14 protein-coding genes are annotated in these 16,561 nt (G+C 53.7%); 3 read left to right on the top strand and 11 right to left on the bottom strand.

The genetic code is table 11. From position 1 onward, the window contains the following. Positions 1-113 precede the first annotated feature (113 nt). Positions 114-1,628 carry an anion permease gene (locus B3Z23_RS14070; protein WP_294911224.1) on the bottom strand — a complete coding sequence of 505 codons (1,515 nt, stop codon included), beginning with the start codon at positions 1,626-1,628 and terminating at the stop codon, positions 114-116. A 616-nt stretch (positions 1,629-2,244) separates the two neighbouring features. Here B3Z23_RS14070 and B3Z23_RS14065 point away from each other — a divergent pair. Both B3Z23_RS14065 and B3Z23_RS14060 read left to right on the top strand, forming a co-directional pair. After that, a complete protein-coding gene (locus tag B3Z23_RS14065) occupies positions 2,245-5,040 on the top strand; it encodes a flavocytochrome c (protein WP_294911221.1) in 2,796 nt (931 codons plus the stop codon). Next, a complete protein-coding gene (locus tag B3Z23_RS14060; protein WP_294911219.1) occupies positions 5,037-5,978 on the top strand; it encodes an FAD:protein FMN transferase in 942 nt (313 codons plus the stop codon). The genes B3Z23_RS14065 and B3Z23_RS14060 overlap by 4 nt, the downstream gene beginning before the upstream one ends. A gap of 47 nt (positions 5,979-6,025) precedes the next feature. On the opposite strand, the gene B3Z23_RS14055 is transcribed toward B3Z23_RS14060, so the two are convergent. From B3Z23_RS14055 to B3Z23_RS14045, 3 genes are read right to left on the bottom strand one after another with little or no spacing between them, the layout of a single operon-like run. After that, a complete protein-coding gene (locus B3Z23_RS14055) occupies positions 6,026-6,847 on the bottom strand; it encodes a PfkB family carbohydrate kinase (protein ID WP_294911217.1) in 822 nt (273 codons plus the stop codon). Positions 6,848-6,856: 9 nt separating this feature from the next. Further along, positions 6,857-7,834 (bottom strand): SIS domain-containing protein, encoded by a 978-nt coding sequence (locus B3Z23_RS14050; protein WP_294911214.1) that lies wholly within the window; start codon positions 7,832-7,834, stop codon positions 6,857-6,859. A gap of 3 nt (positions 7,835-7,837) precedes the next feature. Further along, positions 7,838-8,614, bottom strand: coding sequence for an ABC transporter substrate-binding protein (locus B3Z23_RS14045; protein ID WP_294911211.1), 777 nt, complete (start codon positions 8,612-8,614; stop codon positions 7,838-7,840). Positions 8,615-8,847: 233 nt separating this feature from the next. On the opposite strand from B3Z23_RS14045, the gene B3Z23_RS14040 reads away from it, so the two are divergent. After that, on the top strand, positions 8,848-9,609 hold the full coding sequence (locus B3Z23_RS14040) for a GntR family transcriptional regulator (RefSeq protein WP_038017266.1): 762 nt from the start codon (positions 8,848-8,850) through the stop codon (positions 9,607-9,609). A gap of 30 nt (positions 9,610-9,639) precedes the next feature. Here B3Z23_RS14040 and B3Z23_RS14035 read toward each other — a convergent pair whose 3' ends face one another. From B3Z23_RS14035 to B3Z23_RS14005, 7 genes are all read right to left on the bottom strand, one after another. Next, entirely contained in the window at positions 9,640-10,575 is a 936-nt protein-coding gene (locus tag B3Z23_RS14035) for an oligopeptide/dipeptide ABC transporter ATP-binding protein (protein ID WP_294911207.1), read from the bottom strand. Then, positions 10,568-11,554, bottom strand: coding sequence for an ABC transporter ATP-binding protein (locus tag B3Z23_RS14030; protein ID WP_294911204.1), 987 nt, complete (start codon positions 11,552-11,554; stop codon positions 10,568-10,570). The genes B3Z23_RS14035 and B3Z23_RS14030 overlap by 8 nt, the downstream gene beginning before the upstream one ends. Further along, positions 11,554-12,447: a D,D-dipeptide ABC transporter permease gene (gene ddpC, locus B3Z23_RS14025; RefSeq protein ID WP_294911202.1), complete on the bottom strand. Its 894-nt coding sequence runs from the start codon at positions 12,445-12,447 to the stop codon at positions 11,554-11,556. The genes B3Z23_RS14030 and ddpC overlap by 1 nt, the downstream gene beginning before the upstream one ends. Then, positions 12,444-13,466: an ABC transporter permease gene (locus tag B3Z23_RS14020; protein ID WP_038017273.1), complete on the bottom strand. Its 1,023-nt coding sequence runs from the start codon at positions 13,464-13,466 to the stop codon at positions 12,444-12,446. Before B3Z23_RS14020 ends, ddpC begins: the two co-directional genes overlap by 4 nt. A gap of 64 nt (positions 13,467-13,530) precedes the next feature. Continuing rightward, a complete protein-coding gene (locus tag B3Z23_RS14015; protein WP_038017275.1) occupies positions 13,531-15,093 on the bottom strand; it encodes an ABC transporter substrate-binding protein in 1,563 nt (520 codons plus the stop codon). Further along, complete coding sequence (ddpX, locus tag B3Z23_RS14010; RefSeq protein WP_294911198.1) at positions 15,090-15,674, bottom strand: D-alanyl-D-alanine dipeptidase; 585 nt, start codon at positions 15,672-15,674, stop codon at positions 15,090-15,092. The genes B3Z23_RS14015 and ddpX overlap by 4 nt, the downstream gene beginning before the upstream one ends. Before the next feature lie 18 nt (positions 15,675-15,692). After that, entirely contained in the window at positions 15,693-16,559 is an 867-nt protein-coding gene (locus B3Z23_RS14005; protein WP_038017279.1) for a MurR/RpiR family transcriptional regulator, read from the bottom strand. Positions 16,560-16,561: the final 2 nt, after the last annotated feature.

Genomic DNA, 16,561 nt, shown 5'->3' with positions numbered 1-16,561 from the left:
CGCTTCGCAAAATACTGATGGTAATTATTATTTCCCCCCGTCTGACGGCTTCAGCCTGACACGGGGGGATAATCTCTTAACGCATGAATACCTGCAGCGATAAACCTGCTTTGTCAGCCAAACACCATGACCATCCATGGATAGCCGATAACCAGTAATGCGAGGAGGAAAATCGCACCAAAAATGGTCCCCAGGCGCCAGTAATCGGCGGTGGGCAGATAGCCGCTACCATAGTATATCGGGCTTGGTCCGGTCCCGTAAGGGGTGATAATGCCCATCACACCCAAAGAGGTGACCATCAGCAGACAAAATACCTGCATATCCATGCCCGGGATGGTAGCTGCGATAGTCAGCATGGCGGGCAGCAGGGCGGTGGTATGCGCGGTGGTGCTGGCAAACAGATAGTGCAGCAGGTAGAAAGCCACCACTAACACAATGCAGGCTACCCCGGGAGAGATCCCGCCCATCAGTGCGCCACCTTCTTTACCCAGCCAGCCGATAAATCCGGTCGATGAGAGACCGTCGGCCAGGGCCACCAGGGTGGCAAACCAGGTAAAGGTGTTCCAGGCGGCCTTGTTGCCGGTGATATCATTCCAGTTCAGCACGCCGGTCCACAGCATCAGGGTAATGACCAGCAGTGCCGCCATGGCGGGTTCAATCCAGCTGGCCGCAAAAATCCACATCGCCAGCGCACAACAGACGAACACCAACAGCAGGATTTCGTTGCGGGACAACTTACCCAGTTTTTCCAGTTCACGGGTAGCCCAACGCGGGACTTCGTCATTCAGTTTCACTTCGGGCGGATAAAACAGGTAAGCCAGCAGCGGCATCACCAGTATCAGGATCACTCCCAGCGGCAGGAAGGCAATAAACCAGTTGCCCCAACTGATGGTAATCCCGGTAATGCTTTTCACCAGCGCGAGGGCCAGCAGGTTGGGGGCCAGAGCCGATAAAAACATCGAACTGGTAATACAGGCGGCAGTAATGGCTACCCACATCAGATATGAACCGATGCGCCGTGCGCTGGGGTCATTAGGTTTGGAGCCATACAGTGGCGGCAGGTTGGCGATAATCGGATAGATGGTGCCACCGCTGCGGGCAGTATTGGACGGAGTAAACGGTGCCAGTAATAAATCGGCGAAGGTAATCGCGTAACCCAGAGTCAGGCTACGGCGACCCAGATATTTCACCAGAATCAGGGCCAGCCGGCGACCAAACCGGGTTTTGTCATAGCCGGCGGCAAACATAAACGCCCCGAAAATCAGCCAGACCGTTGAGTTGCCAAAACCACTGACCGCCCATTTAAACGACTGACTGGCCAGTTTAAAACCAGGGGTGGCCAGTTGTTGCGGACTGAACAGTAGCCACTGGCTAAACAGGGCTATCACCACCACCCCGGTCAGGCCGATCACCGCACCAGGCAGAGGTTCAAAGATTAGACCAACTATCACTCCGACAAAAATGGCGAAGAAATGCCAGGCATAAGGCGGTAATCCCTCGGGCACCGGCACACATAATATCAGCAGTGCGACAACGACCGGCAACAGCAGGAATAGCAGACGATTTTTTTTGCCTGCGGACGGGGGAGTCCCTGTCACCGGCGGCGGAGTGGTTAATTTTACGTTCATAGTCTTTTCTGTAGGTGGTTTAATTATTCAGGGAGCAGCGTACAGATTATTTTCATTTCCTGTGCCGGCCGGGTATCACTGATTATCCGGGATGCCAGAGGCAATAATTATCAAAGGCATAGTACCTCATCTGACTGACGGATAAAGTATTTCTATCATCGTTGCTCTCTGTTTTTTACGGTTGATCCGGATCAACGAAACATAATTATTTTTTTATTTTTTAAATTAAACTGAGTGTGGCCGTGAAATATCATTTTGATTATTAGTGATTGATTCTGTTGCAGAATAAAAAACTGCCAGCCGCTGAGCTTAAAGCCGGAAATAAATAATAACTTGTTTTGGTAGGTGTTTTTATCATTCCCCGCTATTGTTATTAATGTTTTTATTAATTGTTAAAAGTAATCGATTGTACGGTTTATCCCCCGGATAAAGATTAGCGCCCCTGATGTGCATGAAAGGTTTATTTTTTTAATTTTTTGCGGGTTTAATTAATTTACGTCATATGTCTGGCAGATTGTCTGTGGTTGAATTCTGATATCTGTCACAGGGGTGAATAAGCATTATGCCATCCCACGATTTTAAAATTTAAAGCATCTGACCTTTTCCGGAGTAACCCATGCCCTATCCTGATCTGCAACCTTCAGAACCGTTAATCCTGTCCTGTGGCGCCACCCTGAAAAACCGTTTTGTTATGGCCCCGATGACCACCTGTGCCGGATTTCATGATGGCAGTGTCACCTCTGAACTGGTGGAATACTATCGCCAGCGGGCCGGTGATGCCGCCGCAGTGATTGTGGAATGCTGCTATGTTGAGGATAACGGCCCTGCTTTTCCGGGGGCGCTGGGTATCGACAATGATAATAAAATTGCCGGCTTACAGAAAATTGCTACGGCGATAAAAGAACGTGGCGCTAAAGCCGTGTTGCAGATTTATCACGGCGGACGGATGAGCGAACCCTTGTTGATCGGGGGGCGCCAGCCGGTGGCCCCGTCAGCGGTGGCGATGCCGAGGGAAGGGATGGCGGTGCCGCGGGCTCTGAGCGGTGAAGAAGTCAGTGAGATGGTGGATAAATTTGGTCAGGCGGTACGCCGGGCCATTAGTGCAGGTTTTGACGGCGTAGAACTGCACGGAGCGAATACTTACCTGATTCAGCAGTTTTTCTCTCCTCATGCTAACCGCCGTGAGGATGAGTGGGGCGGCAGCCTGGAAAAACGCACCCGCTTCCCGCTGGCGGTGCTGGCGGTGGCCAGGAAAATGGTACGGCAATATGCCGCTGACGGTTTTATTATCGGCTATCGCTTTTCACCGGAAGAGACCGAACAACCGGGGATCCGTTTTGCCGATACCCTGTATCTGCTGGATAAGCTGGCCGCACAGGGGCTGGATTACCTGCATTTCTCCATGAACAACACGCTGCGCAGCTCCCTGAATGATATCGATGATCCCCGGCCGCTGATTGATAAATATATGGCAGAGGGTACAGACACCCTGAAGCGGGTCCCGGTGATGGGTGTCGGCGGGATTATCAGTGGCGAAATGGCCAGACAGGTGCTGGAACATGGTTATGCGCTGGTGGCCGTCGGCAGGGCTGCCATTGCCAGTCCGGACTGGTGCCGGAAACTGCTGGCCGGACAACGTCTGGCATTTGCCATTGACAGCCGTCAGCGCGAGGCGTTGTTTATTCCGGAGCCGCTGTGGTACTTCCCTCAGGTGGCGGCCATGGTGCGGGATATGAGTCTGGCGGGGGGGAAATTTGCCGCCGGAGAATTCAGTGAGATATTGCAGGATCAACAGGGGGATTGCCGGCTGACGGTGACCCTGTCCGATGAGAGAATCACCGATCTGTCAATGGAACTGCCTGAGACGGCGGATGTTGAATTTACCACGCATTTTATGGAGTTACGCTCACGGATCATCGATGCCAACAGCCCTTATGTCGATGCTGTCACCGGCGCGACCACCCAGAGTGAGGCAGTGAAACAAGCGGTGGCCAGAGTCATGATGGCCTCGGCGCGCCAGCGGCAGAAGCAGGAGGGAGGGGAAGACTCTTCCGGCTATGACGTGGTGGTTATCGGCAGTGGTGGTGCCGGACTGACCGCAGCGATTCAGGCCAGTGAACAGGGTGCCAGAGTCCTGATCGTCGAGAAAATGCCGGTGCCGGGCGGGAATACTTTGAAAGCTTCGGTCGGCATGAACGCGGCTGAAACCCGTTTCCAGGCCGTGAAGGGAATCCGTGACAGTAAAGAGCTGTTCTATGAAGAAACACTGAAAGGCGGGCAGGGCAAGAATAACACCGTATTGCTGCGTGCGTTTGTCGAGCAGGCCCCGCTGGCTATCGACTGGCTGGCAGACCACGGTATTGTATTAAGTGATATCACTATTACCGGCGGCATGAGCATCGACAGGACTCACCGTCCGGCAGATGCTTCGGCGGTCGGGGGCTATCTGGTCAGCGGATTATTAAAAAATGTCCAGCAGCAGCCCTCGGTTGAGATTATGACGGAGAGCAGTGTGACAGAAATCCACTGCCAGTCCGGTAAAGTCTCTGCCGTCACGGTGCAAACCGCTCAGAGTGAAACCCTGAAAATACCGGCCCGCAGTGTGATTGTGGCGACCGGTGGATTCAGTGCTAACCCGCAGATGGTGGTGCATTACCGTCCGGAACTGGCAGGATTTGTGACCACCAACCATGCCGGAGCGACCGGCAGTGGTATCGCGCTGTTGCAGGCCCTGGGTGCCGGTACGGTGGATATGGGGGAAATTCAGATTCACCCCACGGTCGAACAGACCACCTCTTACCTGATCTCAGAAGCGATTCGCGGTGGCGGGGCGATACTGGTGAGTCAGCAGGGGAAACGCTTTATTAATGAAATGGATACCCGCGATAAAGTCTCAGCAAAAATTATCGGTTTAGCAGAGCATTCGGCGTGGATTATCTTCGACCAGCAGATTCGCGAACGGAATAAAGCCACCGACACCTATATTTCGCGGGGATTTGTCATCAGCGCGGACAGCCCGGCAGCACTGGCTGACGCTCTGGCCATGGATGCCGCCGCATTGCAGGAGACACTGGCAGATTACAACCGGGTGGTACTGAAACAACAGCCGGATGTGTTTGGCCGGACCACCGCATTGCGACAACCTCTGGATCACGGACCTTATTATGCCATCCGTATTGCGCCAGGGGTTCACCATACGATGGGGGGCGTCACCATAAACACCCGGGCTGAAGTCCTTAATCAGCAGCAGCAACCGCTGGCCGGGGTGTTTGCTGCCGGTGAAGTGGTGGGGGGAATCCATGGCGGTAACCGGATTGGCGGTAATGCGGTGGCCGATATTGTAATTTTTGGTCGTGTTGCGGGTGACAGTGCGGCAGATTATGTCCGTCGCCGTGCCCGGGAGGAAAAATGACCGACGGGCAGGGCCGTTGCAGCTATCGTGCGGTGCTGATGGGCACCGATATCGAAATACAGCTTACGGAGCATAACCCGCAACTGGCACGTCAGTTATTTGCCAAAATTAAACAGCTGGAAGGTCTGCTGACGGTTAACCGGCCGGATTCACAGTTGATGGCGGTCAACCGTGCCGCGGGTAAGCATCCGGTGGTGGTGGACCCTCAGGTATTTTCGCTGACTGAAACCGCCCTGCAGGCCAGCCTGCAGGGCGGCTGCTTTAACCTGGCGATCGGTCCGCTGGTCAAACGCTGGAAAATAGGGTTTGGCGGTGATTCACTGCCTCCGGCCGCTGAGATCAAGGCGCTGCTGGCACTGACAGATCCACGGGCAGTGATTGCCGACCGGGAGAACAGCTCGCTGTTTCTCACCCTGCCGGGCATGGAGATTGATGCCGGGGCGATTGCCAAAGGTTACATTGCCGATGTGTTGTGTGGCTGTTTGGCGGCTCGCGGAGTAGAAAACGCACTGATCAACCTGGGAGGCAATATCCGGGTGATGGGATCCCCTGACGGAAGTTCGTCGGGAGGCTGGAGTGTCGGGGTACGGCAACCTTTTTCTGCCAGTAATACATTGTGTGGTGTGATTACGGTGACCAACCGTTCGGTGGTGACTTCCGGAGTAGGGGAACGCTATTTTATGTATCAGGGCCACCATTACCATCATATCCTTGACCCGCGTACCGGCTATCCTCTGGATAACGACCTGCTCAGTGTGACCGTGATCAGCGAGTGTTCGACGGAAGGTGAGATTTACAGTTCTCAACTGTATGGCCTGGGACTCCGGGCTGCCTGCGACTGGCTGACAGAGCACCCCTCAGTAGAAGCGCTGTTTATCACCCGCGACGGGCAGGTAGTTTGCCCGTCGCAGCGACAGTTTAGTTTCCGGCCAATATAGGGGAGCAGGTTACCCATTGCAGTATCAACCGCCATTCGTCTGGCAGATCATAGTGAATCCAGGGGCAGAGGGGCACCAAAAGAGCCGTTCAGTGCACAGATTTTTCCGGCAAAATCGCTGGCGGACTTCAGGCTTTCGGTTAGTCCAGCCCCGGACAACTGTTGTAGCAGGAAAGCGGTGATAAATGCATCTCCTGCCCCGAGGGTGTCCACCGGAATCAGTGGCTGAGGTGGCTGCTGCAGCCAGTGCTCACCATCAAACAGCAGCGCGCCCTTAGCACCACGAGTGGCGACCACTACCGGGCATCCCTGACGATGGACTTCGGTCAGCAATTTTGCGATGGCTTCATCATCATGCTCCGCGCATGAGAAAAAGGCGAAATCCAGCCAGCGACACAACGGCAGTACCTGATGCAGGTCGAAATCATCTGAAAAATCGTAAGATAATTTTCCGGGGAGTGCAGCCAACTGAGGCAGCAGATGATCCATATAGCTGTAGGCACTGGTGTGCATCAGGTCAAACTGTTCCAGCCAGTCGGCAGACTGCAGGATAAAATCCATAGCAATATAACGACGCAATCCGCCCTGATTTGAATCAAGAAAGATACGTTCACCGTCGACCGATGTCAGGTTGGCATGGCCCGTTTCACCTTCTGCCTGTAAACAATGGCTGATATCCACCTGTCGACGAGTCAGCACCTGTTGCAGATGTTGGGCCTGCAAATCATTGCCAAAAATCCCCAGGTAGGCAGAGTCTGCTGCCAGCATGGCCGCATACACACTGAAATTCAGCGCATTGCCGCCGGGGTAGCCCATTCCGGTATGACAATAGCGATCGATAACATTGTCGCCGACACCCAATACTTTCATTGACACTCCTCAATAATGGGTTTTACCCATATACCGCCGGGTTTCCAACGGATGCTGGCGGATGTCGGCCAGTGCTGCCCGATAGCCACACATGACGCTGTAAAATAACACCGGGTTGAAATAATCAACCACTGCGGGATCAATCGCCGACAGCCCCAGGGCCCGTGCATCAACCACTTCAATTTTTTCGGCGTAACGCGGTAAAAATTCGGTGACCCGTAAATCAAGTGCCCGGGTCTGTCCTTCGTTCACCATGACAATCCAGGGCGTCTGCGCATCGGTGACTTCAAACGGACCATGAAAGTATTCGCCGCTGTGTATACTGGCAGCATTCAGCCATTGCATTTCCATTAAAGAACAGATGGCAAAACCATAAGCATGGCCATAAGAGGCACCGCTGGACAGGATATAAAACAGCTTCTCGTGCTGATAACGCCGGGCAAAGCTCAGGCAGGCCGTCTGATTTTTCTCACAGGCGGCAGCAATGATGGCATCTATCTGTTCCAGTCCCTGCATAAAGGCATCATAACCTTTATAACCTTCCGTTTGTTGCAGGGCTTCCACACAGTAGCAGAGGATCTGAGCCATAGGATTATTGATGACCTGGCTGTCGTCACCCCATTCGTAGAGCACATTACTGTCTGACCATTTGAGTAATTCTGCCTCAGGGTTGTGCGTTAGCGTAATGGTAATACTTCCGTTCTGTTTCGCCAGCCGGGCGGCCGCCACCGATTCCGGGGTATTACCGCCATGTGAGCAGATGATAGTTAACGTCTGAGAACCCAGCGTTTTGGGCGGCGCATGAACAAATTCATTGGCTGTCATCATGTAACTGCGGAGGTGAATGGATTCACGATTTAAAAAATAGTGAGCCGGATACATATCGACCAGCGAGCCGCCGCAGGCCACTAAAGCTATCTGCTTCAGAGGGCGGTCGTCAGGAAAATGTTGCCCGAGTAGGGCGTTAATCACAGTGGCTGGTTTCATAGGTTAATCACCATAAATATTGAAATTGAAGTATTTTTTCGCGATACGCTCATAGGTTCCATCTGCACGGATTGCACGGATGGCATTATTCAGTTGCGTCTGCAGTGCGGTGTCATTTTTGCGAATACCGATGCCGGTTCCGGGGCCAAAGATGGCGTCATCCCTGATTTGACGAATACGGGTAAATGCTTTGCCCTGTGGCTGATTTAGCAGGGTCTGGCTGATCACACTGGAGTCATCCAGCGTGGCATCTAATCGTCCAGCCACCAGATCGGCATAAACCGAGTTAGCATCCGGGTAAGCAATGACATCCACCCCGGCCGGGCGCCAGTAGGTATTGGCATAGGTTTCGAATACCGAACCCTGCTGCACACCAACACGTTTTCCTTTCAGTGTGGCGGGATTATCGGTAATGCTTCCCCCTTTTGCGGCGACCAGCCAGGCGGGGGTATTAAAAAGTTTGTCACTGAAATTAATCGATTTCTCTCTTTCCGGAGTGATGGAGAGTGAAGAAATAATGGCATCGAATTTCCGGGCCTGAAGTGCCGGGATCAGGCCGTCAAAACTATTTTCTACCCAGACACATTTCCTCTGGAGCTGCTGGCAAATGGCATTGCCCAGATCAATATCAAACCCTTGCAGATGACCACTGGCATCTTTGCTTTCAAAGGGAGGGAAGGTCGCGTCGACGCCCAACCTCAGTTCAGATGCTGTACTGAAGGCAGAGGTGGATGTCAGGCAGGCAATACTCAGAGCAATAACGGAAAATAATCTTTTCATTTTTAGCTCCATAAAGTGAACCATAAAAAGTACCATGTGGTTATATTATTTCACCGGATAAGATGCAATTAAATTTTATAAAATATTAAAATATAAGGAATTAATATGAATCGTGGTCTGGATTGGGTGAGCGCAGAGGGTGCCGGGATGGCCAAAAAAAGGGTTGCAACAGAGGGAATTAAATCAGACCATGGGGGGCCGTTTAACCTTCAGACAGATACTGAAAACAGACCATGATGACCCCACAGAATTCCCCGCGTCGGCTCAGAAAAAGTTATCTCGATGCCAGAGAAAAAATTCATGCCTTGCTATCCGGGACCGAATTTAACCCGGGAGACCAGATCCCCGCCGAACGCGAACTGGCGGAACTCATCGGTGTCAGTCGCGCAACGCTGCGTAAGCTGATAACAGAGTTAGTTGACCAGGGGGTGCTCGAACGACGAGGCAATCAGGGAACATGGCTGAAGAATATTATGTTTGAGCGGCCACTCATTCAGCCGGTAATCCAGGGGATAAGTCAGATAGCCACCGTTAATGGCGCCTCCGCAGGCAGCCGGTTACTTTACTTCCAACAGATTCCCGCCAGTCAGGGCATGGCCAGAATCCTGCATATTCCGCTGACTGCACCGGTCATTATGCTGAAACGACTGAGAATGGCGGATGGGGTGCCCTTTTGTATCGAAACCAGTTATCTGCCTGCAGAGCGGGTGCCTGGTCTGACGGCAGAGATACTGGAACAACATGGGTCACTGTATCGCTTGCTGACCGGGCACTACGGCGTCACTATTGCGGCGGATGAAGGTACGATTCGGGCCGGCAAGATGAACGAGGAAGAGTTGTCATTATTACAGGCTCCGCCCGATTCGCCTGCGCTGATTTATAAAGGCGTAATCAGCGATTCTGCAGGGGTTCCGCTGGAGTATCTGGTATCCGTCAATCATCCTGATAAGGTCGCTTTCCGGATTCACCAGCCGCTGACTGATATCAACGCTTAGCCAGTCGCGGGCTGGTGATGCTCAGGCCGTTTACTCCGGTAAATGGCAACGAACCGCATGCCCGTCAGACAGGTTACGCAACGGCTGCGGTTGCCTGCACTGAGCGCTGGCATACGGGCAGCGTTCCCTGAAATAGCATCCTTCCGGCAGGTGACGGTTACCCGGGAGTTCGCTGTTATCCGGTACGCCTTCCAGACTTGCGCCAATGCGTGGCACAGAATCCATCAGCAGCCGGGTGTAGGGGTGTTGCGGGGAATCCAGCACCTGAGCCGCCTCGCCAATTTCGACGATCTGTCCCAGGTACATCACCGCGACCCGGTCACTCATATGGCGAACCACCGACACATTGTGGGAAATCAGGACGTAGGTGAGATTCCGTTGTTGTTGCAGTTCAACCAGCAAATTCAGAATCTGTGCCTGTACCGAAATATCCAGCGCGGAAGTGGGTTCATCCAGCACCATAATGTCAGGCTGGCCTGAAAGGGCGCGTGCGATGGCAATGCGTTGCCGTTGACCGCCGGAGAAAGCGTGCGGCGGCCGGTCCAGATACTCGGGACGTATTCCCACTTTTTCCGCCAGTTCGCTGGCCAGGGCCCGGCGCTGTTTTTCAGAACTGTGAGACTGTATCCACACCGGTTCGGTTATGGTTCGCCAGACCGGCAGCCTTGGATCTAACGAGGACAGTGGATCCTGAAATACCATCTGCATTCCCCGCCCCAGCCAGGAGTTTGGGGTTCGGGTGAGTTCTACCGTGCCGGAGCTTGGCTTTAGCATGCCCATCAGCAATTTTGCCAGGGTACTTTTCCCACATCCTGACTCACCGACAATCCCTAAGGTTTCGCCACGCCGGATCTGCATATCCAGTCCGTTAAGGGCGTGCACAAATTCTGTCGCTTTTCCCCGCCAGTTGGTTTTGGCCGGAAAATTAACCTGTACGTTACTGAGTGCTAATAAGGTATCAGACATGAGGGTTCTCCGGTTGAGGATACCAGCAGGCAACCTGTCTGGCAGGTGATGTCTGAGGCTGTAATGCCGGAATCGAACCGCAGGCGGTACCGGCGGCAAAACAGCGCTCGCGGAAAGCACAGCCAGACGGTAGTTTAGCCAGGTTGGGGACCGTCCCGGGAATAGAGGTCAGTTCCGCCCGGGGAGTGCTGCCTTCCGGTGAACAACTCAGTAACCCGGCAGAATAGGGGTGAGCAGGGGTACTGAGCAGGGGAGCGGTCGGGCCGCTTTCTATCACTGAACCGGCATACATCACATACAGCCGGTCACAGACCTGAGAGACCACCGCCATATCATGGCTGATAAACAGCACGGCGGTTCCGGTGGCTGTAGCTTTTTGTTTGAGTAAACGCAGTACCTGGCGCTGAACTGTGACGTCCAGTGCCGTGGTGGGTTCATCGGCAATCAGCAGTTCAGGATCGCAGGAGAAGGCCAGAGCTATCATCACCCGCTGACGCATCCCGCCGGATAATTCAAACGGGTAACGTTGCATAACGGTTGTCGGGTCTGCAATCTGCATATCACTTAACAATTCTATCGCCCGTTCCCGCGCCTGTTTCCGGTTCAGGGGGCGGTGCTGGCGGATAACGTCTTCCATCTGCCGACCGATACGTCGTGTCGGATTGAGGGCGGTCATCGGTTCCTGAAATATCATGGCGACTTTATTGCCACGCAGTTTACGCATTCCTGTTTCACTGGCGCGCAGCACATCAGTCCCCAGCAGTTCTATACTGCCACTGTGAACCCGGTAGCTGTTTTGTGGGATCAGCCGCATAGACAGCATGGCTGTCACTGATTTTCCTGAACCGGACTCACCGACCACACCGACAATTTCTCCGGCATTAATATGCAATGACACATTATTGAGTACACTGACTTCGCCCTGATAAACGGGAAAACTCAGCCGCAGATTTTCGATGGTTAACACTCTGTGATTCATTAATTCCGTCCTCCGGATTTAGGATCAAGCAGATCCTGAATTCCGTCGCCAAACAGATTGAAGCCGATGGCGGTAATCAGAATCGCGGCGCCCGGGAAGGTACAATACCACCACTGGTCAAGCACATAATTACGGCCTACGGCCACCATCGCCCCCCATTCCGCCGTGGGTTGCTGGGCTCCCAGACCAATAAATCCTAATGTTGCGGCCATCAGAATGGCGCTGCCAATATCCAGCGAGGCCTGAACTACCAACGGGGGCAAAGCATTGCGCAGAATATGCCAGCTGATCAGATGCCAGCGGGAAGCGCCAAAGGTTTTCGATGCTTCGACGAAGGTATGCTGCCTGACAATCAGTGTCTGACCCCGCGCCAGCCGGACATAAAATGGAATTCGGACAATTGCGATTGCCAGCATGGCATTGAACAGGCTTGGACCCAGGGCTGCCGCCAGCGCCATCGTCAGTACCAGCGACGGAATGGATAACATAATATCCATCAGCCGCATAATCAGCGCATCGCCGCGTCCTCCCAGTACGCCGGACAAACAGCCAAGCAGTGACCCGCTTATCCCGGCAATCAATACCACGGCCAGCCCGGCGGCCACGGACTGCTGGGCGCCGGCAATCACCCGGCTAAACAGATCACGTCCTACTTCATCGGTGCCGAACCAGTGTGCACTGCCGGGTGGCTGCAACCTGGCCGCCAGGTTAATGGCATCGGGATCCTGAGGAACGATCCACGGCCCAAAAATCATCAGTAACAACATGATGGCAATAATCGCGCCGCCGACCAGGGTCAGCGGACTTCTGCTGATAAGCCAGAATCGTCGTCTCCAGACGCCATTACGCCGGCACGGGCTTTTGATGGCGACTGACGGGCCGGATACGGTCATTTCTCTGCTCCCCGACCCATACGCGGGTCAATCCATAGATACAACAGGTCGACCAGCAGGTTGACCAGCACATAAGCAAACGAGACGACAATCGCAAAGCCCATTACCGCCGGAAAATCCAGCGCCTGAATAGAACTGACGACATAAGCCCCCATCCCGGGCCAGGCGAACACGGTTTCGGTCAGCACCGCACCGTACAACAAATCCCCCAGCGCCAGTCCCAGTACGGTCACCGAAGGGATCAACGCATTAGGTAAGGCATAACGCACCACCACGCTAAACTGGCTCAGGCCACTGGCCCGTGCGGTACGGATATAATCTTCACTCAGTTGTTCGAGCATGGCGGAACGGATCTGCCGCGCGACGATACCGAGATGCACAAAAGCCAGAGTCGTGGCCGGTAAAATCAAATGTTGCAGCGCATTGACGAACACGTCCATATCGCCGCTAATCAGTGAGTCAATCAGGTAAAAACCGGTGACCCTGTGCGGTGGATCTAACCAGTCATCCAGCCGGCCCCCTCCGGGCAGCAGATTCAGTTTGCCGTAGAACAACACAATCACTCCTAGTCCCAGCCAGAAGGCGGGGGTGGAAATGCCGGTCAGGGCAAGCAACCGCACCAGATGGTCCAGCCAGCGATTTTTATACACGGCAGACAGCACTCCTAACGGAATACCCACCAGCAGGGCGATGAACAACGCACAACAGGCCAGTTCCAGCGTGGCCGGAAAATAGGTTTTTAGATCTTCCAGCACCGGTCGTCCGGTACGGATTGAGGTCCCGAGATCACCGTGCAGCAGTTGCTCCACGTATCTGAGAAACTGTTGCCAGAGCGGCAGGTTCAGCCCCAGCTGTTCACGGATATGCTGAACGATTTCGTCACTGGCGCGATCCCCTGCCAGCAGACGGGCTGGGTCGCCCGGAATAAGATGCGAGATAATAAAGGTAATCACGCACACCCCGGCGACAACCAGCAGTAACCCCCAGCTCCGTTGTCTGATTAAACTCCAGAAATTCATCATTGCTTCCTTAGCGGGGCCGAAGCCGGCCCCGAACCATCAGGACGAATTGCTTAAGATTTTTTTATTTACTCATCTCTGCAATATTAAAAATTTGTTCCAGCATCGGGTTGAATACGTAGCCTTTTACCGATTTGTTCATACCAACCTGATAGTTTTTCTGGAACAGGTAAACGTAGGCCGCATCAGCAATCACCGTTTTTTCCGCCTGCTGGTAGAGCGCGGTACGTTTTGCCTGGTCAGAGGTTGCCACTGCCTGTTTTAGCAGCGCATCCACCTGTGGATTGGAATAAAACGAACGGTTGCCAGGCAGGCCCTTTTTATCGGATTCGAACCAGTAGTTCATAAACATATAGGGGTCAGCAAAGTCCGGGCTCCAGTTACCAATGGCGATATCGTAGTCACCTTTACCAATACGATCGCGCATGGTGGCATTGGCCAGTTTTTCCAGCTTCACGTCGATACCCAGTTTTTTCAGGTTTGCCTGCATGGATAAAGCGATAGGCTCCCAGTTCGGATCATTGTCGGAATAAAGGAATGACAGGCTGGCCGGTTTATCGGAGACTTTGGCCATCTCTGCTTTGGCCTTAGTCAGATCCAGAGAGTACTGCATCGCACTGGCATCATAACCCCACATCCCTTCCGGGATAGGGCCCCGCATCTGTTTGCCATTGCCACCGAGAATACCGGAAACCATGCCCTGATAGTCGGTAGCCCAGGAGATGGCGCGGCGTAAATCCGGCTGATTTAACGGGGCTTTGCTGTTATTGAGATAGAGATAGGTCACCCGCAAGGCAGGGTAGTCATACACCGCCACCTCATTTTGCTTCTTCAGTGCGGCAAACTGATCCACCGGCAATGAGTCGGCAACATCAATATCGCCTTTCTCCAGTTGCAGACGACGGGCGGCGCTTTCACTGATGATTTTCACTGCAACCCGTTTAAAGGCAGGTTTCGGTCCGGCAAAATGTGGGTTAGGGACTAATACCAACTGCTGACCTTTCTGCCAGCGTTGCAGCATATAGGCTCCGGAACCGGCGGTATGTTCTGCCAGGTAGCCACGGGCATCATCGGCGGCATTAGCTTTCAGGACCGCCGGGTTAATGACTGAAGCACCGTCGTTGGCCAGGGTGAACAGGAAGGGGGCAAATGGGGCAGGCAGAGTAAACTGCACCGTCTGCGGATCCAGGGCTTCCACTTTCAGCCCGTCAGGGAAGGCTTCCGAAGGACCTTGTTTTAGTCGCATCAGGCGATCAAAGGACAGTTTAACGGCTTCGGCGGTCACCGGGGTCCCGTCATCAAACTCCTCCCCTTTACGTAAAGTAAAGGTCCAGACCTTACCATCTGCTGAACTCTTCCAGCTTTGTGCCAGGTCACCTTCGACATCGGTCGCTCCTTTGCCATTTTCGGTTTTATATTTTACCAGCCGCTGATAGGCCGGGTAGGTGACGGTCCAGTCGTTGTTATCAATAGTGACTGCCGGGTCGAGCGTCTGAGGATCGGCGGCTTTACCGATCACCAACATATTTTTTGGCACTGCGGCCAGAACCGGCGCAGTCGCTGAGGTGATGATAGCGGCGATAAGCAGAGGCAATACGCCCCCGGTAGCGGTGAACTTAATTTTCATGGAAATACTCCGTCAGTCTGTGCCGGGCTAATACAAGGGAAAACATCATCGATAAGCGGATAGGCCGCCGCTCCCGGTAATTCGAAATGCCACCATTCAGTGGCTATTCCGGTAAATCCCCCGCCGAACATGATGGCGTTGAGCAGCAGGCGATTACGCTGGAATCTCTGGCTAAGTGCCGGATGGTAAGGGTGAGACAGTTCATTCATTTCGTCGAAGCCGGTTCCCATATCGAGAATCTGCCCGCTGTCATCCACCAGGGTGACATCGATGGCCGTGCCACGGCTGTGATTTGAACCCTGTGACAGGGGTACCACATAGTCCTGATTCGGGCAGGCATTCCACAGCAGTTGCTGGGCCTGTTGTGGCCGATAGGCATCCAGTACCAGAATTCTGAAGCCTGACAGCTCAGCGATATTGATGCTGCGGGACAGCGCTGCGGCAGCTTCCGGATGCAGCAGACACTGCGAACTACTGTAAATCGGCTGATGGGTAATATTATCGGCGGTGGCATATTTCATATCGATCAGCAGTTGCGGAAATTGCTCTGCAATATCGACAAGTTGTGTTTCCTGAGTCATCTAAAAGTCCCTGAGAGGTTAGCGTTCGAACTGACCAAATTCCTGCTGCAAACGGCGGTTGCGGGCAAGCCGGTCTGAAATACCCGGCCCGATTTGTCCGACCACTGCCGACAGCAGAAGATTAAACAGGCAGCTTATGGGGGCCAGAGAGTCCCAGAAGTTGCCGGTATCGGTTTTTACCTGCAGAAGATCGACGCTGTAATCCCGCGCCCACGGGCACCAGATATCGGTAACCAGCGCGGTCGGAACACCAGACCTTGAAGCGACCTCACAAAACTGGCGGGCGGCCGCAGAATAAGCGCGGGTGTCGGTCAGAATCACATACGGATTTTTATATTCAGAATTCAGCGATTCCAGCCAGCTACCGGAACTGCCATCGGCATAACTGACGCGGGGTCGCAGGTATTCCAGGTGGCTGAAGAAGGTATGGGCAAGACCCCGGGTGGACTGCACCCCTAACACGATGACTGCATCGGCAGTGGCGATCTGCTGGCTGACGCGGCTAAAGATTTCAGACTGCGCCAGCTGATAAACATATTTAATCGCATCCAGCTCCATTTGTAATGACTGGCTGGCGCGGTCCGGCAATGACTTCTGTTGTTCCCAGGAGTCCAGCCTGTCGATCACTCCCCAGGGTTTGTAGGAGGTTTGCGGAACTTCACGCAGAATGTTTTTTACATCCTCCAGGTTTCTGAATCCCAGTTTTCTCAGATACCGCCCAACGGTGATGCCACTGGTGCCGGTGGCACGGGCGATACTATCGGCCGTTTCATACGGGATCTGTTCGCGATTGCTGAGCAGCCAGGCACTGATCCGCTTATCGCTCGGCGTCTGATGGCTGAAAGCCTCTTCGATCGTTTTGAAAAATCCGGAGCTGGTATTCATTA

Origin of the sequence: Tatumella sp. UBA2305, from assembly GCF_002345795.1 — a bacterium.
Classification (GTDB): Bacteria; Pseudomonadota; Gammaproteobacteria; order Enterobacterales; family Enterobacteriaceae; genus Tatumella; species Tatumella morbirosei.
This window is presented reverse-complemented; position numbering and strand designations above follow the sequence as displayed.